Here is an 18338-nt window from a genome sequence, read left to right on the forward strand (position 1 = left end):
CCGCCGTGTGGCCAGGGGCTATAGCTCAGTTGGTAGAGCGCCTGCATGGCATGCAGGAGGTCAGGAGTTCAATTCTCCTTAGCTCCACTGATCGACACTCTGTTGAGTTGTCAAAGATCGGTGATGAAGGTCCCGTCCCCTCAGGGGGGCGGGATTTTTCTGTTGTGCACGCCGACGGCCGCCCGCCGGGCCCGTTTCGAGCCTTGCCCTCAGTGAAGCACCCGCCACTGACAGTGACCCGCCGGCCGCGGACCGCTCCCGCATCCCGAGCCACCGACAGTGAAGCACCCGGCACTGACAACGAGCCCCGGCCGCGGCTCGCGCAGCCCGGTCGGCTGATGGGCGTAGGGTCGTTCGGCACACTGTTCCTGGACGGGTTGAGTCACTCGGCGTTCTGCGCTCGTATACCTCTGCGGAGGCGTTCTCGGTGTGTGCCTGGGCGCTGGCCTCAGCGGCCGCGGTGCTCGCCGTGTCCGGACTGGTACTGAGGCGTCGCTGACCGTATTGCTCCGGCCGTGGCAGAATCAAACGGCCGGAAGGGGGCGCGGCCCGACGGGAGGGAGTAGCGATGCCTGCGAGCATCCTTGAGGAGGTCGGCCACCTCCTCGGTGCGGCGTTGATACGGGACACGACCACCCGGCTGAGCTGCCCTTCCTGCGGTTCCGCGCATGTCGCCCAAGTTCTCGGTGACAACGGCGGAGTCTCCTACGTGTGCACGGCCTGCGGCCACAGCTGGAGCTGATCGATGGGTGCACACAGGCGAAAGTGTGACTGGTGTGGGAGCGGTACGCCGATCGTCCGTGACATGGAGCCGATCAATCCCGACTACCAGTACTGGTGCGAGGAATGCGCGCGGGCGCTGATCATAAAAGGCGACCCGATCGAGACGTACCGGGAATTGGAGGGTGAGCCGATCTACGGCCGCCTTCTCGAAGAGCACTGCACACTCAAGCGGTTCTACTCCTTCGTGACCGCCTGATACCGGGCGCACCGCTGTCGCGTCCCGGCAACGATGTCCGGGGCGGGGTCGGCACGAGGAACAGCGCACCAGCTGCGGCGCGGAGGGCCGGGAGCGGCAATTCCCGGGCTGCCTGCCGCAGTTCGGCCCGCCGGGTTCCCTGCGGGCACCCACCGGGGCGTACGAGCGCAACTCTGCCGCCCACGGTGACCGAGACGCCCGCAGCGGCCACTACGGCCACCACGGCCGCCGATGCGACCCGGAAGGCTCCGGTGGCCGAGCCCGCGCGGAACGCGCGCCAGAACGCCGCGCAGGGCCTGATCGGCGGCCCCCCTCCACGCGCGCGTAGCCGGCATCCCGCAGGGTCACAAAAGTGGACATTGCTCCTGTATCGACGCGAACCCGAAACCGATTTGGCGCTGTGCCCCCGGGCCTGTAATGTTTACGTCGTCGCCGGGGGAACCGGGCGAAACAGCAGAACAAGGGGCTATAGCTCAGTTGGTAGAGCGCCTGCATGGCATGCAGGAGGTCAGGAGTTCAATTCTCCTTAGCTCCACAGAAGTCGAAGGCGGACCATCCCGACGGATGGTCCGCCTTCGGCGTGTTGTGTCGCGCAGAGCCGCAGTCGGACGAAGGGGTGGTCACCCAGTACGGGTGACCACCCCTTCGGCCGCTCAGCGGCCGAGAGCGCGCCGGCCGCGGCCCTGGGAGACGACCGGCAGGTTGCGGGACGGCGCCTGCCCGCGCGTGTCCTCCTCGATGCGCAGGGCGAGCGCGGGGCAGCGGCGCACCGCGCGCAGCGCCTTCGCCTCCGCGTACCGCGGTACCTGTGCCTGGGCGACGGTCGGGAAACCGTCGGCGCCGAGTTCGAAGACCTCCGGGAGGATGTCGGCGCACAGGCCGTGGCCCCGGCACAGCGTCCAGTCGACGTAGATCTTCTGGCGGCTCGCGCCGGTCTCCTCGGGCTCTCCGCCGCCGGGGATGCCCGTAGGGGCCCTGCCTCCCTCGAAGAGCGGCAGAACGCCCTCCACGGGCCGTCCGCAGCCGTTTCCGAGGACATGCGCGGCCAGGTCGTCGGTGAACGCCTTGATGGTCGACTCCAGGAACATCGCCGAGCCGTCCGGATGCGAACACGCGCCGCGGCGCTTGACGTTCTTCGCGACCTGCTTCAGCGCCTCCAGGGCGGCCGGACCGCCGCCGTTCAGGATGTCCTCCATGCCGCGCGCGGCGGCGGGCAGTCCGAGGTAGCAGGGCCCGCACTGGCCGGCGCTCTCCTCGGCCAGCCACTGCGCCACCCGCAGCGACTCGCCGAGCGGGCAGGTCTCCTGGCTGATCGGCAGGATCGCGCCCGCGCCCAGCGAACCGCCCACCGCGTCCAGCGAGTTGCGCGAGACGATCGCCTCGTTGACGGTCGCCGCGTCGATCCACTTGCCGTGATAGCCGCCGGTCAGCACGCCCTGCGGCACCGGCGGGGCACCCGCCAGCTGCAGTACGTAGCGCAACGGCACGCCCGTGGGCACCTCGATCACCATCGGGCGGGCGACCGCGCCGGACACGGTGAGCATGACGGTGCCCGGCTCGTCGTACAGGCCGGTGTTGCCGTAGCGCTCGGGGCCGATGCGGGCGGCGATGGCCAGCTGGGCGAACGTCTCCGCGTTCGACAGCAGGGTGGGCGCGCCGCCGACTCCGCTCTGCGAGGCGCTGATCTTGCGGCCGGGCGGGATCGCCGGGCCGCCGTCGACCGAGCGGATCAGTGAGGCGGCGGCGCCCGTGACCATCCGCACGGGGTTGCGCTGCACCCACGCGCGTAGCGCCGATCTACGGCTGTTGCTCAGCCCGCGTTCGGCGAGCGCGGCCTCCATGGAGCGCTGGGTGGACTCGCGGGTGACACCGATCACGAGCGTCCGCGCCCCGAGCGCCTCGGCGCACAACAGTGCGCCGTCCAGGATCAGGTGCGGGGCCCGGTTGATCAGCACCGTGTCCTTGCGGCAGGCCGGCTCGTCCTCGCTGCCGTTGACGACGACGACCGGCCGCACCCCGCGCTTGATCGCCGACTCGGCGACCGAGCGCAGCTTCTTGTGGAAGGGGAAGCCCGCGCCGCCGCGGCCCCTGAGGTTGATGCGTTCGGCGAGCTGCGCGAGCTGCTCGCCGCCGAGCGGGTCGAGCGGCCCGTGCACCTTCAGGTGCATGGGCAGGTCGAGCCGTTCCACAAGGTCGAAGCCCGACGTGAGCTGCGGAAGGCCGACCACGCGGACTTCGGGGACGTCGGGCAGGGCCTCGTTCACTTAAAAGCCTCCGGACGGCGTGTTCCAAGGTTCGCCCGAACCCGGAGTGTCGTAGGACGCGCCGGGCAGCGTTTCGGTAGCGGGACCGCTGTTGTACGTGTCACTGGCGTTGTACGTGCCATAGAGGCCGTTTGTCTCACCGGTGTCGTACATGTCACTTCCGCCGTATCCAGCGGTGCCCGGATTGCCGTAGACCGGGATGGTCTGCCCGGTGTCCTGGAGCGGGTCGTACGCGGACGGTGGGGCCTCGCCGACCGGTGGCGGGGACGGGACCGGCCAACTGCCCGAGGCGCCGGCAGGACCGTCCACGCGCGGCATGGCCCCGGTGGCCTGCATGTCCAGCGGCAGGTCCATCCGGGCGGTCTGGCCGGTCGGGTACGACTGCCGGGAGCGGCCCGGCGTGGAGACGGCGCGGTAGGCGGCCGCGAAGCCCGACGCGGGTTCCGGCGCAGGGGTGACGGGGGACTGGTACAGCGGCGCGGCGGGGGCGGCCTCGGTCTCACGCCGGCTCTCGAAGCCCCCCGGTGCCGATTCGGCCACCCGGGAGCGGCTCGCGTCCAGCTCATCGAGTCCGGGACGCTCCGAACTGCCGAACATCGCCACCAGCCGGTCGGCGACCCTGCGCTTGACCGGGCGCGGGGCGGCGCGCAGGGCGAGGGCCGCCATGACCGCGAGCAGGGACAGCGCGTACAGGTACGTGAAGAGCGGGCTCTTCACCGGCCGGCCCGCGTACAGGCCGTGGATCAGTGCGGCGCACCAGGCCGGATAGGACAGCATGTGCATGGCACGCCAGCGAGCGGCGACCGGGGCAGGGGTGGCGAAATTGCTGCGCAGCGCGCCGGTGACGCCCACGAAGATCATGAGCAGGCCAGCCACCGAGCCCAGTCCGATCAGGCCGCCGATTCCGGTGACGCCCAGCGAGAACGGGATGATCGCGCCGATCAGCTGGGTGTGGCCGAGTGCGAGCTTGATGGTGATGTGCAGCAGCAGGAACGCGATCGAGGCGACCCCCAGCGTGCGGTGCACCGCCTGGCCGATGATCCGCTGCCGGATGTTCAGGAAGATCCGGTCCTGGGCGAACAGGCCCCAGATCACCGAGCAGCTGAGCGAGACCAGGGACATCACGCCTGCGCCGAAGTTCAGGAAATCCTGGAACTTGCTGCCTCCGGCCACCACGCTCACGGGGATCAGCAGCAGGACAATGGCGGTCGCCACCCCCCAGGCCGAGCGGCCCGGTTTGGGGAGGGAGCTGGTACTACGACGAGGGTTCATGGGGGCAACTCCGAGCAGTTTCGGGAAAGCGGTCCCGCTGCCGAACTCTAAGTGGCGCCATACCGATCAGTACGGGGTTTGAGTTATTGCGTTGTTATCAACGGACAATGCGACTGGGGTGATGTCCCTTAGTGGACGGTACGCGAAGTAATTGTTGACCTTGGTTCAGCTCCCCCCTGGCGCTTCCTGGCATGTCCACAGGGGATACGGAAGAGGGCCGCGCCTTGCTCAAGGCCGTCGCCGCCCGCTCAGGGCCTGCGGTACCCTAACGCCATGCGTGCCGTACGCCTTCTGCTTAGCGGGCCGCGCTGATCAGTACCGACCCCCGGTCGAGCGGTGGGTCGGCATCGGCGCGGCGTCCCCTCCTGTGCGAGGGGTTTTTTCGTTTCTTTGAATGTCACAGCCGCAGGCAGAGACGATCGATGGAGCTTTGAGGATCATGAGCGAGACGAACCCCGCTGCCGCCGCCACCACGTCGGCGGAGGCCGCGCCGCACCGCTACACGGCCGCCATGGCGGCCGACATCGAGGCACGCTGGCAGGACTTCTGGGACGCCGACGGCACGTACGCGGCGCCGAACCCCAAGGGCGACCTGGCGGGCGACCCCGGGCTGGCCGCCAGGCCCAAGAAGTTCATCATGGACATGTTCCCGTACCCCTCGGGTGCGGGCCTGCACGTCGGTCACCCGCTGGGCTACATCGCCACCGACGTCTACGCCCGCTTCCAGCGCATGACCGGCCACAACGTCCTGCACACCCTGGGCTTCGACGCCTTCGGCCTGCCCGCCGAGCAGTACGCCGTGCAGACCGGCACGCACCCGCGCGTGTCCACCGAGGCCAACATCGAGAACATGAAGGCCCAGCTGCGCCGGCTGGGCCTGGGCCACGACAAGCGCCGGTCCTTCGCCACGATCGACCCGGACTACTACAAGTGGACCCAGTGGATCTTCCTGCAGATCTTCAACTCCTGGTACGACGACGAGGCGAAGAAGGCCCGGCCGATCTCCGAGCTGATCGCGCAGTTCGAGTCCGGTGAGCGCGCGGTCCCGGGCACCACGCGCGCGTGGAGCGAGCTGAACGCCCGCGAGCGCGCCGACATCCTGGGCGAGTACCGCCTGGCCTACGCCTCCGACGCGCCGGTCAACTGGTGCCCGGGCCTGGGCACCGTGCTGGCCAACGAGGAGGTCACCGCCGACGGCCGCTCCGAGCGCGGCAACTACCCGGTCTTCAAGGCCAAGCTGCGCCAGTGGAACATGCGCATCACCGCCTACGCCGACCGGCTGCTGGAGGACCTGGAGGAGCTGGACTGGCCCGAGGCCATCAAGCTGCAGCAGCGCAACTGGATCGGCCGCAGCGAGGGCGCCCGCGTCGACTTCCCGATCGACGGCGAGCACATCACGATCTTCACCACCCGCCAGGACACCCTGTTCGGCGCGACCTACATGGTGCTGGCGCCCGAGCACCCGCTGGTCGAGAAGTTCACCCCCGAGGCCTGGCCCGAGGGCACGCACGAGGTCTGGACCGGCGGCCACGCCACGCCCGCCGAGGCCGTCGCCGCCTACCGCGCGCAGGCCGCCTCGAAGTCCGACGTCGAGCGCCAGGCCGAGGCCAAGGACAAGACCGGCGTCTTCACCGGCGCGTTCGCGACCAACCCGGTCAACGGCGAGCAGGTCCCCGTCTTCATCGCCGACTACGTCCTGATGGGCTACGGCACCGGCGCGATCATGGCCGTCCCGGCGCACGACACCCGTGACTTCGCCTTCGCGCGCGCCTTCGAGCTGCCGATCCGCTGTGTGGTCGAGCCGAGCGACGGCCGCGGCACCGACACCGCGACCTGGGACGACGCGTTCGTGTCGTACGACGCGAAGCTGGTCAACTCCGCGAGCGACGAGGTCTGTCTGGACGGCCTGGGCGTCGTGGAGGCCAAGGCCCGCATCACCGGGTGGCTGCAGGACAAGGGCATCGGCGAGGGCACGGTCAACTTCCGCCTGCGCGACTGGCTGTTCAGCCGCCAGCGCTACTGGGGCGAGCCCTTCCCGATCGTCTACGACGAGGACGGTGTCGCCCACCCGCTGCCCGAGTCGATGCTGCCGCTGGAGCTGCCCGAGGTCGAGGACTACAGCCCGCGCACCTTCGACCCGGACGACGCCAACACCCAGCCCGAGACCCCGCTGTCGCGCAACGAGGAGTGGGTCGACGTCACCCTGGACCTGGGCGACGGGCCGAAGAAGTACCGCCGCGAGACCAACACCATGCCCAACTGGGCCGGTTCCTGCTGGTACGAGTTCCGCTACCTGGACCCGCACAACGAGCGGCAGCTGGTCGACCCCGAGATCGAGCAGTACTGGATGGGCCCGCGCGAGGGCCGCCCGCACGGCGGCGTCGACCTGTACGTCGGCGGCGCCGAGCACGCCGTGCTGCACCTGCTGTACGCGCGCTTCTGGTCCAAGGTCCTGTACGACCTGGGCCACGTGTCGTCGGCCGAGCCGTTCCACAAGCTGTTCAACCAGGGCATGATCCAGGCCTACGTCTACCGCGACAGCCGTGGCATCGCGGTGCCGGCCGCCGAGGTCGAGGAGCGCGACGGCGCCTACTACTACCAGGGCGAGAAGGTCACCCGCCTGCTGGGCAAGATGGGCAAGTCCCTGAAGAACGCGGTGACCCCGGACGAGATCTGCGCCGAGTACGGCGCCGACACCCTGCGCCTGTACGAGATGGCCATGGGCCCGCTGGACGTCTCCCGGCCGTGGGACACGCGCGCGGTGGTCGGCCAGTTCCGGCTGCTGCAGCGGCTGTGGCGCAACATCGTCGACGAGACGACCGGCGAGGTCACCGTCACCGACACCGAGCCCGACGAGGAGACGCTGCGCGCCCTGCACAAGGCGATCGACGGCGTCCGCCAGGACCTGGAGGGCCTGCGCTTCAACACCGCCATCGCCAAGGTCACCGAGCTGAACAACCACCTGACCAAGGCGGGCACGGCGGTGCCGCGCTCGGTCGCCGAGCCGCTGGTGCTGATGGTCGCCCCGCTGGCCCCGCACATCGCCGAGGAGCTGTGGCGCAAGCTGGGCCACACCGACTCGGTCGTCCACCAGGACTTCCCGGTCGCCGACCCGGAGTACGTCGTGGACGAGACCGTGACCTGTGTCGTGCAGATCAAGGGCAAGGTCAAGGCCCGCCTGGAGGTGCCGCCGGCCATCTCCGAGGAGGAGCTGGAGAAGGCGGCGCTGGCCGACGAGAAGGTCGTCGCGGCACTGGACGGCGCGGGCATCCGCAAGGTGATCGTCCGGGCGCCGAAGCTGGTGAACATCGTTCCGGCGTGACCCTCGGGCAGCCGGCGCAGGCTGCCTCCGGGTAGTCCCCTACGGGCAGGTTCGGGGTTTTTCTGGAACTCCGGACCTGCCCGCTGCGTTTACCGTGGAAAGCGCAGCGGCGAGTGCCGCGCCGGCCGGAGGAGGAGCGTCATGGAAACAGTGATCGCCGTGTTCGCCCTGCTCTTCCTGCTCTTCATCGGCCTGGGCGCGTACGCCACGGTCAAGGCGGTCGGCGCCGCCAAACGCGGGGTGGACCGGACGATCGAGCAGGCCCGCCGCACCGTCGAGGACCACACGCTGCGCGCCAGGTCCTTCGCCCAGGTCGGTCCGGCCGCCGAGATCGCGCAGCTGAGGCTCGCACTGCGCACCTCCATGCGCGCCACCCAGGACGCGCTGCGCGCGGGCGCGGCCGAGGACGAGTCGCTGAAGGAGTCCCTCGGTCTCTTCGAACGGCTCAGCGCGCACGGGTACGAGCTGGACGCCGACCTCCGGCGACTGGAGAGGGAGCCGGACCGGGCCGAACTGGGCGCACGCCTGCCCGAGCTGCGCAGCCGCACCGAGCGCGTCACCAAGTCCGCGGACTCACTGCGGTGGGCCGTCCGCGACCGGGCGCGCCGCTTCGTCGACGACGATCTGGGAGCGCTCAGCGATCAGATAGACATCGAGGCCGACGCCCTGCGTCACTGGACCCCGGCCGGTCCGGCGCCGGCGCAGGGACAGCAGCAGCCGCGCGAGGCCATCACCCCGCCGTCCCCGCGCCCCACCTACCCCTGGCAGAAGAAGCCGCGCCCCGAGAGCACCACCTGACCTGGCCGCTCCAGGCCCGCACATGGGGGCCGGGCTGCCGTACGAGCGCTACGGCAGGTAACCTCCAGCTCATGTCCCGCCATGTCGCGATCGTCACCGATTCAACGGCCTACCTGCCGCCGCGGACGATGGAGCGTCACGGCATCACCGCGGTGCCCCTGACCGTGGTCCTCGGCGATCAGGCGCTCGAAGAGGGCACCGAGATCTCCACCCGTTCCCTGGCACAGGCCCTGCAGAAGCGGCGTCCGGTCACGACCTCGCGCCCGAGCCCCGAGGTGTTCGCGGAAACCTACCGCCGGGTCGCCGAGTCCGGCGCGAGCGGCATCGTCTCCCTGCACCTGTCCGCCGAGCTGTCCGGCACCTATGACGCGGCGGTCCTCGCGGCCCGCGAGGCGCCGGTGCCGGTACGGGTGGTGGACACCGGGATGGTCGCGATGGCCCTCGGCTTCTGCGCGTTGGCCGCAGCCGAGGCCGCGGAGGCCGGTGGCACGGTGGACGAGGCCGTCACCGCCGCCGAGAAGCGGGCCGCGGGCACCTCCGCCTACTTCTACGTCGACACCCTCGACTACCTGCGCCGCGGCGGCCGCATCGGAGCCGCACAGGCCCTCCTCGGCTCCGCACTCGCCGTCAAACCCCTGCTTCAGCTGGACGGCGGCCGCATCGAACTCCTCGAGAAGGTCCGTACGGCGTCCAAGGCCATCGCGCGCCTGGAGGAAATCGCCGCCGAGCGGGCGGGTGGCGGCGAAGTCGACATCGCCGTCCATCACCTTGCCGCCCCCGACCGCGCCGCCGCGCTCGCCGACCGGCTGCGGGAGCGGGTGCCGGGCCTGGCCGAGCTCCACGTCAGCGAGGTCGGAGCGGTGATCGGGGCACACACCGGCCCCGGGCTGCTCGGAGCGGTGATCTCGCCCCGCTGACCCATCACTCGTCGGGGTGACGGAGTTTTCCACAACTGGGCCGTCCTCCACGGAAATTGACCAAGATCATCGCGAGTCGGCGGGATGCCCCATCCTCGTCGCATGGCACTTGGATCACGTTCACGCACAGCCACTCCGACCAGCGGCCCCGGCCGTGGCCCCACCTCGGACGGCCGCATCCGCCACCGCCGTGGCATCGACCGCGGCCGTGGCCGCCACCGCCCGCCCGCACCGGCCGAGGAACTGCGCCGCCGAGCAGAACTCCTCTTCGGTGAACGAGCCGTCCGATGGCGGGAGTCGGGGAACGGGCCGCCGAACGGCGACGGACCCGCGAGGATGGCGACCGCGAGGGCAGCCGAGGTGGAGGCTGGCGCGGCGGCCGAGGTGGCAACCGGGGCGGTTACGGCATCGGTCACGGGCCGGGCGCCCGGGCTGAGCCCTGCCAGGCCGGCGATGGCCACGATCGCACCTGCCCCGACGGAGCCTGCCGCGGCCGAGCCTGTCCCGGCCGAGCCCGCCGCGCCCGAGCCACCGCACGCCGTGCCGACCGACGGAACGGCGCTGACCCCGGCTCCGGCACCGAGCGAGACCCGTAGCCCCGAACCAGTCGGCGCGGCAGGCCCATTGGAGCGTCCTGGCCCCGTCGGCCGGCGCTGGCGGGAGCGGTTCGGAGCGGCGTTGCAGGAGCGGATGCCGGTGTGGCTGCAGGCGCGGTGCGGGGTGGAGCGGCGGGGAGTCGTGGCGCTCGCCGTGGTGCTCGTGGGCGCCTCGGTGTTCGCCGTGCAGCACTTCTGGGCCGGGCGGACCGAGTCCGTGAGCGCCCCTCAGGTGGTGCGCGCGGAGGCGCCCTACGCCAAGGCGGACCCGCCCCACGACAAGAAGGAGGCGGACGCGAAGCCGGGTGCGGGCGCGGGCGTATCGGCGACGCCGGGTGGGCAGATCGTCGTCGACGTCAGCGGCAAGGTCCGCAAGCCGGGGATCCAGCGGTTGCCGGCCGGTTCCCGGGTGGCCGACGCGCTGCGGGCGGCCGGCGGTGTCCGTCCGGGCGTGAGCACCGAGGGCCTCAACCGGGCCCGCTTCCTGGTCGACGGCGAACAGGTCGTCGTCGGCGCGCCCGGCGGAGCGGCGCCTCCCCCCGGCTCGTCGGCCGGGTCCGCCCCTGGATCCGCCGGTCCGGGTCCCGCGGCGCCCGTCTCCCTCAACACCGCCACGGCGGACCAGCTCGACGCGCTGCCGGGAGTCGGTCCCGTCCTCGCTCAGCACATCATCGACTACCGCACCCAGCACGGCGGTTTCCGCTCCGTGGACGAACTGCGCGAGGTCAACGGCATCGGCGACCGCCGCTTCGGCGATCTGCGGAACCTGGTACGCCCATGAGCCGCGCGAACACTGACGAGCCCCCAGAGGGTGGGCGGACCGGCGTACGCGCGCAAGCCCGGCGAGAAGGCGAGCGGGCGGTAAAGCCGGGGCGTGTCGGTATCGAAGTCCGCGACACCGGGGAGGACGGGACCCCCGCTCGCGGCGAACGGGCGGGACCCATGGACCTGCGCCTGGTTCCGCCCGCGCTCGCGGCCTGGGGCACGGCGGCGCTGACGCTGGACATCCGGACGGGCTGGACGGCAGGGATCGCCGTCGCCTGCCTGGTGGGCGGGGTCGTGCTGCTGGCGGCGCGGAAGTGCCCACGGCCCGGACGGCCCTTACCTGCCGGGCAGGTCACGCGGAGAGCACAGCCCGGGAGGCCGCTCGGGCGCTTCGCATGGGCCCGTGCTTCGCTCGCCGCCGTGTTGCTGTGCGTGGCCGCGGCGGCCGCCTCGGCCGGACTGCACGGGGCGGACCTGCGGCGCGGGCCGGTGCCCGAGCTGGCCCGGCGGTACGCGACCGTGACCGCCGAGGTGGAGGTGAGCGGCGACCCCTGGCTGAGCCGGCCACGAGTGCGTGGCGATCACACCGCGCCGCTCGCGGTGCTGGCCCGGGCGGAGGTGCGGCGCGTCGAACAGCCCGACGGGACGAGCGTGCGGACGCGGACTCCGGTGCTGCTGGTCGTCGGCGCGGACGTCCCGGCGCCGCCGGGGACGGCTGCTCGCGAGGGAGACTCTCCGGCAGAGGCCGGCGCGGCGCGGCCCGCTGCCGCAGGGGCGCGGGCCGGGCACGGCGCGTGGGGCCAGCACGGCGGGCCGGGCGCGCAGGGTGTGGGTGCGCGTGGTGCCTGGCTCGGGCTGCTGCCGTCCACGCGGTTGCGGGTCGGCGGGCGGCTGGCGCCCGTGCCGGCGGGTGGGGAGCGGACCGCGGCCGTGCTGCGGGTGCGTAGCCGGCCGGCGCCGCGCATCGTGGCGGGGCCCAGCGGGCCGCAACGGCTCGCGGGACGCCTCAGAGCCGGACTGCGGCAGGCCACCGACGGTCTGCCGGGGGACGCGCGGGCGCTCCTTCCCGGGCTGGTCGTCGGGGACACCTCACGGATCACGCCCGAGCTGGACGAGGCGTTCAAGGAGACGGACCTGGCGCACACGCTCGCCGTGTCCGGCAGCAACCTCACCGTCCTGCTCGCGCTGCTCATCGGACCGCCCGGACTGGCCCGGCTGGCCGAACGCCGTGGCCTCGCTCCACGCCTCGGACTCTCGCTGCGGGCGACCGCGCTGTTCGCCGGTGCGCTCACCTCGGGATTCGTGGTCGTGTGCCGGCCCGACCCCAGTGTGCTGCGGGCCGCCGCCTGTGGTGCCGTCGCGCTGCTCGCACTGGCCACCGGGCGCCGCAGATCCCTGATCCCGGCGCTGGCCACGGCCGTTCTGCTGCTGGTGCTCTACGACCCGTGGCTGGCCCGCAGTTACGGCTTTCTGCTCTCCGTGCTGGCCACCGGCGCGCTGCTCGTCCTGGCACCGGGCTGGAGCGAGGCGCTGCGGCGGCGCCGGGTGCCGCCGAGGCTCGCGGAGGCGCTGGCGGCGGCCGCCGCGGCACAGGCGGTGTGCGCCCCGGTCACGGCGGTGCTGTCGGCGCGGGTGAGCCTGGTGGCGGTGCCGTGCAATCTGCTGGCCGAGGTGGCGGTGGCACCGGCCACGGTGCTGGGGTTCGCGGCGCTCATGACGGCGCCGGTGGCCATGGCCCCGGCCAAGGCGCTGGCCTGGTGCGCGAGTTGGCCCACCGGGTGGATCGCCGGTGTGGCCCGGACAGGGGCGGCGCTGCCCGGTGCGGGAGTGGACTGGCCGGGGAGCTGGGCCGGGGCGCTGCTGCTCGCGGCGGTCACCGTGGCAGTCGTTCTGGCAGGCCGGCGGCTGACGCGGCACCCGTGGTGGTGCGGGCTGCTCGGTGTGCTGATCCTGCTGGCGGTGGTGCGGCCGGCACCGTTGACCCGGGTGATCACGGGCTGGCCACCGCCGGGCTGGCGGTTCGCGATGTGCGATGTCGGGCAGGGCGACGCGACCGTCCTGGCGGCGGGCGAGGGAGCCGGGGTGGTCGTGGACGCCGGTCCCGATCCGGCGCTGGTCGACCACTGTCTGCGGCAGTTGGGCATCACACGCGTCCCGCTTCTCGTCCTGACCCACTTCCACGCCGACCATGTGGCGGGACTGCCCGGGGTGCTGCGGGGCCGTTCGGTGGCCGCGATCGAGACGACGGGTTTCCAGGAGCCCGCCGATCAGGCCGAGTTCGTCAGAAAGGAGGCGGCGGCGCGGCACATCCCGGTCACGCATGCCGTAGCGGGAGAGGAACGGCGTGCCGGAGCGCTGTCCTGGCGGGTCCTGTGGCCCCCGCCGGGCGTCCGGCCACCCGGGGACACGCAGACCCCTGCCTGGCCGGGTCCGCTGCCCGAGCCGGACGGCCCGAATGACGCCAGTGTCGCGATGCTGGTGCGCTCGGGCGGGCTGCGGTTGCTGTTGCTGGGCGACCTCGAACCACCGGCCCAGCAGGCGTTGGCACGGTCACCGGCGGCGGCCGAGCTGGCCGGTGTGGACGTCCTGAAGGTGGCTCACCATGGCTCGGCCCATCAGGACCCGGACCTGATACGGCTCGTCGCTCCCCGGGTGGCGCTCATTTCGTGCGGCGCCGACAACCCTTATGGCCATCCGGCACCGGCGACCGTCGCAGCGCTGCGTGCGGGCGGGGCGCTGGTGCTGCGCACCGACCGGGACGGGGAGCTCGCGGTCAGCGGGACGGGCGGGGAGCTGCGGGTGGCACGGGACTGAGGACCGGGAGTTCCCCCGGAGCGAGTCCCATGAACTCACCGCAGGCCCCATGGCGACAGGTTGCGGGCACTCGCAGACCGGGCTTCCGGCACACGCACGGGCACGTCAGCTCTTTCGGAGCGGTCTGCCCGCAGCGGTCGACGCGGATGGTCGGCCCGACGGCCGCGATGCCCCGCGCCGGCATCGACTGCCGGCTCACCGCGAAGTCGTCCCGTGCGGCGCGGTGGTGGCCCGGCCGGCCCCCGCGCACATCACCTTCCGGTGGCCGACCTTCCGGGCGCCCGGGCCCGACCTGCCCGCCGCAGAGACCTGACCTGGCGGTTCGTCCCTCTTGGGGTGCCGGAGAATGGGCGCGTGAGCGATGTGAGACATGTGCTGGTGCTGCCCGACCGGGATGCCGCCGAGGAGGTGGCCGAGGCGCTCGGGCAGCGGTTCGCGCTGGACGAGGAGCCCCGGCTCGTCCGGGACGCCCTGGCCGGCGAGGACGATGCCGAGGACGCGCAGTGGCTGGTGGTCCTGCGGGACGAGGACGAGCGGCTGGACCCGGCGGAGCTCGACGGGTTCGCCGCGGAGTGGGACGGCTGGTGCGAGGAGCCGTGACCCCGAGGCGGACTCCGGGTCCGCTCCGGGATCGGTCAGGGTGCCGGGGCCGGTTCGTTGTCAGTGCCGCGTGGGATGCTGTGAGTGATGGCCAGGAAGACTGCGAATGACGACCCTCTCGCCCCGGTGACGCTCGCCGTGGGCCAGGAGGACCTTCTGCTCGACCGTGCCGTGCAGGAGGTGGTGGCCGCCGCCAGGGCCGCCGACGCCGACACGGACGTACGCGACCTCACCCCGGACCAGTTGCAGCCCGGCACGCTTGCCGAGCTCACCAGTCCTTCGCTCTTCGCCGAGCGGAAAGTCGTGGTCGTACGCAACGCGCAGGACCTGTCCGCCGACACGGTCAAGGACGTGAAGGCCTATCTCGGGGCGCCCGCCGAGGAGATCACGCTCGTGCTGCTGCACGCGGGCGGGGTCAAGGGCAAGGGGCTGCTCGACGCCGCGCGCAAGGCGGGGGCGCGGGAGATGGCCTGTCCGAAGATGACCAAGCCGGCGGACCGGCTGGCCTTCGTGCGGGGCGAGTTCCGCTCCTTCGGGCGGTCGGCCACGCCCGAGGCCTGCCAGGCGCTCTGCGACGCCATCGGCAGCGATCTGCGGGAGCTGGCCTCGGCGGTGTCCCAGCTGGTCGCCGACGTGGAGGGGACCATCGACGAGGCGGTGGTCGGGCGGTACTACACCGGCCGGGCCGAGGCCTCCAGCTTCACGGTCGCCGACCGGGCCGTGGAGGGGCGTACGGCGGAGGCCCTGGAGGCGCTCAGATGGTCGCTGGCGACGGGCGTGGCACCGGTGATGATCACCAGTGCGCTGGCCCAGGGTGTGCGGGCCATCGGGAAGCTGTCCTCCGCGCGCGGGGGGCGGCCGGCCGACCTGGCGCGGGAGCTGGGGATGCCGCCGTGGAAGATCGATCGGGTGAGACAGCAGATGAGGGGGTGGACACCGGACGGGGTCGCGGTGGCGATGCGAGCCGTTGCCGAGGCCGACGCCGGGGTGAAGGGCGGCGGTGACGATCCCGAGTACGCCTTGGAGAAGGCGGTCGTGACGATCGCCCGTGCGGCGCGGTCGAGGGGCCGGGGCTGACCGACCACCGACCCCGGCTGACCCACCGCCGCCTCGGGCGGACCGGCGCCGAATCGGCGCGGCTCATCCACTGACCTGGGAGGGCTCCGGCGCCGCTCCCGGCCCCGGGTGGATCCAGTCGCCCCGGAACAGCAACCACGGACAGTCGTGGCGGCCCCGCCGAGTACAGCGAGGCGGCGCTCGTAACTGGCCAATACGGCACGCAACGGTCATCTGCACGCTCGTCCGCAAGCGCCATGTGCCTTCTCCAGCAGGCGCATGAGCCCCTCGGGCAACTGTCGGCAGCGGGGGGACAGACACCCCGCGTCGACCCGGCTCCGGTCGTAATGGGGGCATGCCGAAGGCCCCGCCGCCCGCCCTGGGGAAGGGAGGGTGCCGGGGCCTTCGGATCAAGCTGGTGGACTCGCACCCGCGTGGCGAACGCAGGCCGCGTGCGAATCCGGGGGTGCCGGGCGGGAGCGGATGAGAGAGGGCCCGCTCTGGGTCCTTCCGGCGGTCAGATCAGAAAGGAGGTCAGCCTTAGAGGGACGCGACCTTGGAAGCAAGCGCCGACTTCTTGTTGGCGGCCTGGTTCTTGTGGATGACGCCCTTCGAGACGGCCTTGTCGAGCGCACGCGCGGCAGCGCGCTGCAGCTCGGTGGCCTTCTCGACGTCACCCGCGGCAGCGGCCTCGCGGGCCTTGCGGATCGCGGTCTTCAGGGAGGACTTGACGGCCTTGTTGCGCAGCCGAGCCTTCTCGTTGGTCTTGATCCGCTTGATCTGGGACTTGATGTTCGCCACGAAGGAGCCTTTTCAGGTTCTGGCGCGGGGCCGCGAGGGTCCCGTACCGGTGATCCAAAATTTCTCTGACGCGCCTCGCGCTGAGAGGGCATGAGGCACAGCCATCTACAGTACCAGTGGCCCTGCGAGCGGCCCAAAACGGTGCCCGGTCCCTCCGCGTGGGACCATGGAGACTACGTATCGATCCGACCCGAGGCATAAGGCGCCTCAAGAGACAGGACCCTGCGTGCCCGCGACCCCTAACCATGTGCCCGAGCCGAGCCGTACCGACCCGGCTCTGATCCGCAATTTCTGCATCATCGCGCACATCGACCACGGCAAGTCCACGCTCGCCGACCGGATGCTCCAGCTGACCGGTGTGGTCGAGCAGCGGCAGATGCGTGCTCAGTACCTCGACCGGATGGACATCGAGCGCGAGCGCGGCATCACGATCAAGTCCCAGGCGGTGCGTCTGCCCTGGGCCCCCACCGAGGGCCCCGACCAGGGCACGACCCACATCCTCAACATGATCGACACCCCGGGGCACGTCGACTTCACCTACGAGGTCTCGCGGTCGCTCGCCGCCTGTGAGGGGACCATCCTCCTCGTCGACGCCGCCCAGGGCATCGAGGCGCAGACCCTCGCCAACCTCTACCTGGCGATGGAGAACGACCTCACGATCATCCCCGTACTGAACAAGATCGACCTGCCGGCCGCCCAGCCGGAGAAGTTCGCCGAGGAGCTGGCGAACCTGGTCGGCTGCGACCCGGAGGACGTCCTCAAGGTCTCCGCCAAGACCGGTCTCGGCGTCGACGCGCTGCTGAACAAGGTCGTCAGGGAGATCCCGGCGCCGGTCGGCGTCGCGGACGCGCCCGCCCGCGCGATGATCTTCGACTCCGTCTACGACTCCTACCGCGGTGTCGTGACGTACGTCCGTGTCATCGACGGCCAGCTCAACAAGCGCGAGCGCATCAGGATGATGTCCACCGGCGCCACGCACGAGCTGCTGGAGATCGGCGTCAGCTCGCCCGAGATGCTCCCGGCCGACGGCCTCGGCGTCGGCGAGGTGGGCTATCTCATCACCGGTGTGAAGGACGTCCGGCAGTCCAAGGTCGGTGACACCGTCACCAGCCAGAGCAAGGGCGCCACCGAGGCCCTCGGCGGCTACAAGGACCCGAAGCCGATGGTCTTCTCGGGGCTGTATCCGCTGGACGGCTCCGACTACCCCGAGCTGCGCGAGGCCCTGGACAAGCTGCAGCTCAACGACGCGGCGCTGGTCTACGAGCCGGAGACCTCCGCGGCCCTCGGCTTCGGCTTCCGCGTCGGCTTCCTCGGCCTGCTGCACCTGGACGTGATCCGCGAGCGGCTGGAGCGCGAGTTCGGCCTGGACCTGATCGCCACCGCCCCGAACGTGGTCTACCGCGTGATCATGGAGGACGGCACGGAGGCCACCGTCACCAACCCGAGCGAGTTCCCCGAGGGCAAGATCGCCGAGGTCTTCGAGCCGGTCGTCCGGGCCACGATCCTCGCACCGGCCGAGTTCATCGGCGCGATCATGGAGCTGTGCCAGACCCGGCGGGGAACGCTCCTCGGCATGGACTACCTGTCGGAGGACCGGGTGGAGATCCGGTACACCCTTCCGCTCGCCGAGATCGTCTTCGACTTCTTCGACCAGCTGAAGTCCAAGACGCGCGGCTACGCCTCCCTCGACTACGAGCCCACGGGTGAGCAGAGCAGCTCCCTGGTCAAGGTCGACATCCTGCTGCACGGCGACAAGGTGGACGCCTTCTCGGCGATCACCCACAAGGACCAGGCGTACGCGTACGGCGTGCGGCTCGTCGCCAAGCTCAAGGAGCTGATCCCGCGGCAGAACTTCGAGGTGCCGGTGCAGGCCGCCATCGGCTCCCGGGTCATCGCCCGCGAGACCATCCGCGCCATCCGCAAGGACGTCCTCGCCAAGTGCTACGGCGGTGACATCTCCCGTAAGCGCAAGCTGCTGGAGAAGCAGAAGGAAGGCAAGAAGCGGATGAAGATGGTGGGTTCCGTGGAGGTTCCGCAGGAAGCCTTCATCGCCGTCCTGTCCAGCGATGACAGCGCGGGGTCGGCCAAGGGCAAGAAGTAACCAGGGGTAACAACGGGTTACGTCGATAAACGGGACACAAAGGGGCTCGTCGT

At 71.4% G+C, this 18338-nt stretch carries 13 protein-coding genes and 2 tRNA genes; 12 read left to right on the forward strand and 3 right to left on the reverse strand.

Annotation, left to right across the window (positions count from 1 at the left end; translation table 11 throughout):
* The first annotated feature begins 14 nt into the window (after nt 1-14).
* The 4 genes from ABB07_RS25660 (at nt 15) to ABB07_RS25675 (ending at nt 1514) form a co-directional block, all read left to right on the forward strand.
* Nucleotides 15-87 (forward strand) — tRNA-Ala (locus tag ABB07_RS25660).
* 481 nt (nt 88-568) lie between these two features.
* On the forward strand, nt 569-742 hold the full coding sequence (locus ABB07_RS25665) for a hypothetical protein (RefSeq protein WP_107100515.1): 174 nt from the start codon (nt 569-571) through the stop codon (nt 740-742).
* Nucleotides 743-745: 3 nt separating this feature from the next.
* Nucleotides 746-979, forward strand: a complete 234-nt coding sequence (locus ABB07_RS25670) for a hypothetical protein (protein WP_006136074.1) — start codon at nt 746-748, stop codon at nt 977-979.
* A gap of 462 nt (nt 980-1441) precedes the next feature.
* A tRNA-Ala gene (locus ABB07_RS25675) sits at nt 1442-1514 on the forward strand.
* Between the two features lie 118 nt (nt 1515-1632).
* Here the strand turns inward: ABB07_RS25675 and ABB07_RS25680 are convergent.
* Together ABB07_RS25680 and ABB07_RS25685 are read right to left on the reverse strand one after the other, a co-directional pair.
* The gene (locus ABB07_RS25680) at nt 1633-3243 is read right to left on the reverse strand and encodes an NADH-quinone oxidoreductase subunit NuoF family protein (RefSeq protein WP_208900905.1); all 1611 of its coding nucleotides are present in this window, start codon (nt 3241-3243) and stop codon (nt 1633-1635) included.
* Nucleotides 3244-4515: a ferric reductase-like transmembrane domain-containing protein gene (locus tag ABB07_RS25685; protein ID WP_208900906.1), complete on the reverse strand. Its 1272-nt coding sequence runs from the start codon at nt 4513-4515 to the stop codon at nt 3244-3246. It lies immediately after the preceding gene.
* 439 nt (nt 4516-4954) lie between these two features.
* Here ABB07_RS25685 and leuS point away from each other — a divergent pair, with 439 nt between their 5' ends.
* The 7 genes from leuS (at nt 4955) to holA (ending at nt 15404) form a co-directional block, all read left to right on the forward strand.
* Nucleotides 4955-7837 (forward strand): leucine--tRNA ligase, encoded by a 2883-nt coding sequence (leuS, locus tag ABB07_RS25690; RefSeq protein ID WP_208900907.1) that lies wholly within the window; start codon nt 4955-4957, stop codon nt 7835-7837.
* A 141-nt stretch (nt 7838-7978) separates the two neighbouring features.
* On the forward strand, nt 7979-8635 hold the full coding sequence (locus ABB07_RS25695) for a hypothetical protein (RefSeq protein WP_208900908.1): 657 nt from the start codon (nt 7979-7981) through the stop codon (nt 8633-8635).
* Between the two features lie 71 nt (nt 8636-8706).
* Nucleotides 8707-9552: a DegV family protein gene (locus tag ABB07_RS25700; RefSeq protein ID WP_208900909.1), complete on the forward strand. Its 846-nt coding sequence runs from the start codon at nt 8707-8709 to the stop codon at nt 9550-9552.
* 102 nt (nt 9553-9654) lie between these two features.
* Complete coding sequence (locus ABB07_RS25705) at nt 9655-10929, forward strand: ComEA family DNA-binding protein (RefSeq protein ID WP_208900910.1); 1275 nt, start codon at nt 9655-9657, stop codon at nt 10927-10929.
* Nucleotides 10930-11090: 161 nt separating this feature from the next.
* The gene (locus ABB07_RS25710) at nt 11091-13727 is read left to right on the forward strand and encodes a ComEC/Rec2 family competence protein (RefSeq protein ID WP_244189520.1); all 2637 of its coding nucleotides are present in this window, start codon (nt 11091-11093) and stop codon (nt 13725-13727) included.
* A 354-nt stretch (nt 13728-14081) separates the two neighbouring features.
* Complete coding sequence (locus tag ABB07_RS25715) at nt 14082-14327, forward strand: hypothetical protein (protein WP_208900912.1); 246 nt, start codon at nt 14082-14084, stop codon at nt 14325-14327.
* An 87-nt stretch (nt 14328-14414) separates the two neighbouring features.
* On the forward strand, nt 14415-15404 hold the full coding sequence (holA, locus tag ABB07_RS25720; protein WP_208900913.1) for a DNA polymerase III subunit delta: 990 nt from the start codon (nt 14415-14417) through the stop codon (nt 15402-15404).
* A 519-nt stretch (nt 15405-15923) separates the two neighbouring features.
* Here holA and rpsT read toward each other — a convergent pair.
* Nucleotides 15924-16184, reverse strand: a complete 261-nt coding sequence (gene rpsT / locus ABB07_RS25725; protein ID WP_208900914.1) for a 30S ribosomal protein S20 — start codon at nt 16182-16184, stop codon at nt 15924-15926.
* A gap of 226 nt (nt 16185-16410) precedes the next feature.
* Between rpsT and lepA the strand changes: the two genes are divergently transcribed.
* A complete protein-coding gene (gene lepA, locus ABB07_RS25730) occupies nt 16411-18285 on the forward strand; it encodes a translation elongation factor 4 (protein ID WP_208900915.1) in 1875 nt (624 codons plus the stop codon).
* Nucleotides 18286-18338 lie beyond the last annotated feature (53 nt).

The sequence above is a fragment of the Streptomyces incarnatus genome (genome assembly GCF_001027185.1).
GTDB classification, from domain to species: Bacteria; Actinomycetota; Actinomycetes; order Streptomycetales; family Streptomycetaceae; genus Streptomyces; species Streptomyces puniciscabiei.

Bases quoted from the DNA above. Each gene is read 5' to 3' on its own strand.
- ABB07_RS25665 (WP_107100515.1), top strand. From the start codon at position 569: ATGCCTGCGAGCATCCTTGAGGAGGTCGGCCACCTCCTCGGTGCGGCG.
- ABB07_RS25670 (WP_006136074.1), top strand. From the start codon at position 746: ATGGGTGCACACAGGCGAAAGTGTGACTGGTGTGGGAGCGGTACGCCG.
- ABB07_RS25685 (WP_208900906.1), bottom strand. From the start codon at position 4,515: ATGAACCCTCGTCGTAGTACCAGCTCCCTCCCCAAACCGGGCCGCTCG.
- leuS (WP_208900907.1), top strand. From the start codon at position 4,955: ATGAGCGAGACGAACCCCGCTGCCGCCGCCACCACGTCGGCGGAGGCC.
- ABB07_RS25695 (WP_208900908.1), top strand. From the start codon at position 7,979: ATGGAAACAGTGATCGCCGTGTTCGCCCTGCTCTTCCTGCTCTTCATC.
- ABB07_RS25700 (WP_208900909.1), top strand. From the start codon at position 8,707: ATGTCCCGCCATGTCGCGATCGTCACCGATTCAACGGCCTACCTGCCG.
- ABB07_RS25705 (WP_208900910.1), top strand. From the start codon at position 9,655: ATGGCACTTGGATCACGTTCACGCACAGCCACTCCGACCAGCGGCCCC.
- ABB07_RS25710 (WP_244189520.1), top strand. From the start codon at position 11,091: ATGGACCTGCGCCTGGTTCCGCCCGCGCTCGCGGCCTGGGGCACGGCG.
- holA (WP_208900913.1), top strand. From the start codon at position 14,415: ATGGCCAGGAAGACTGCGAATGACGACCCTCTCGCCCCGGTGACGCTC.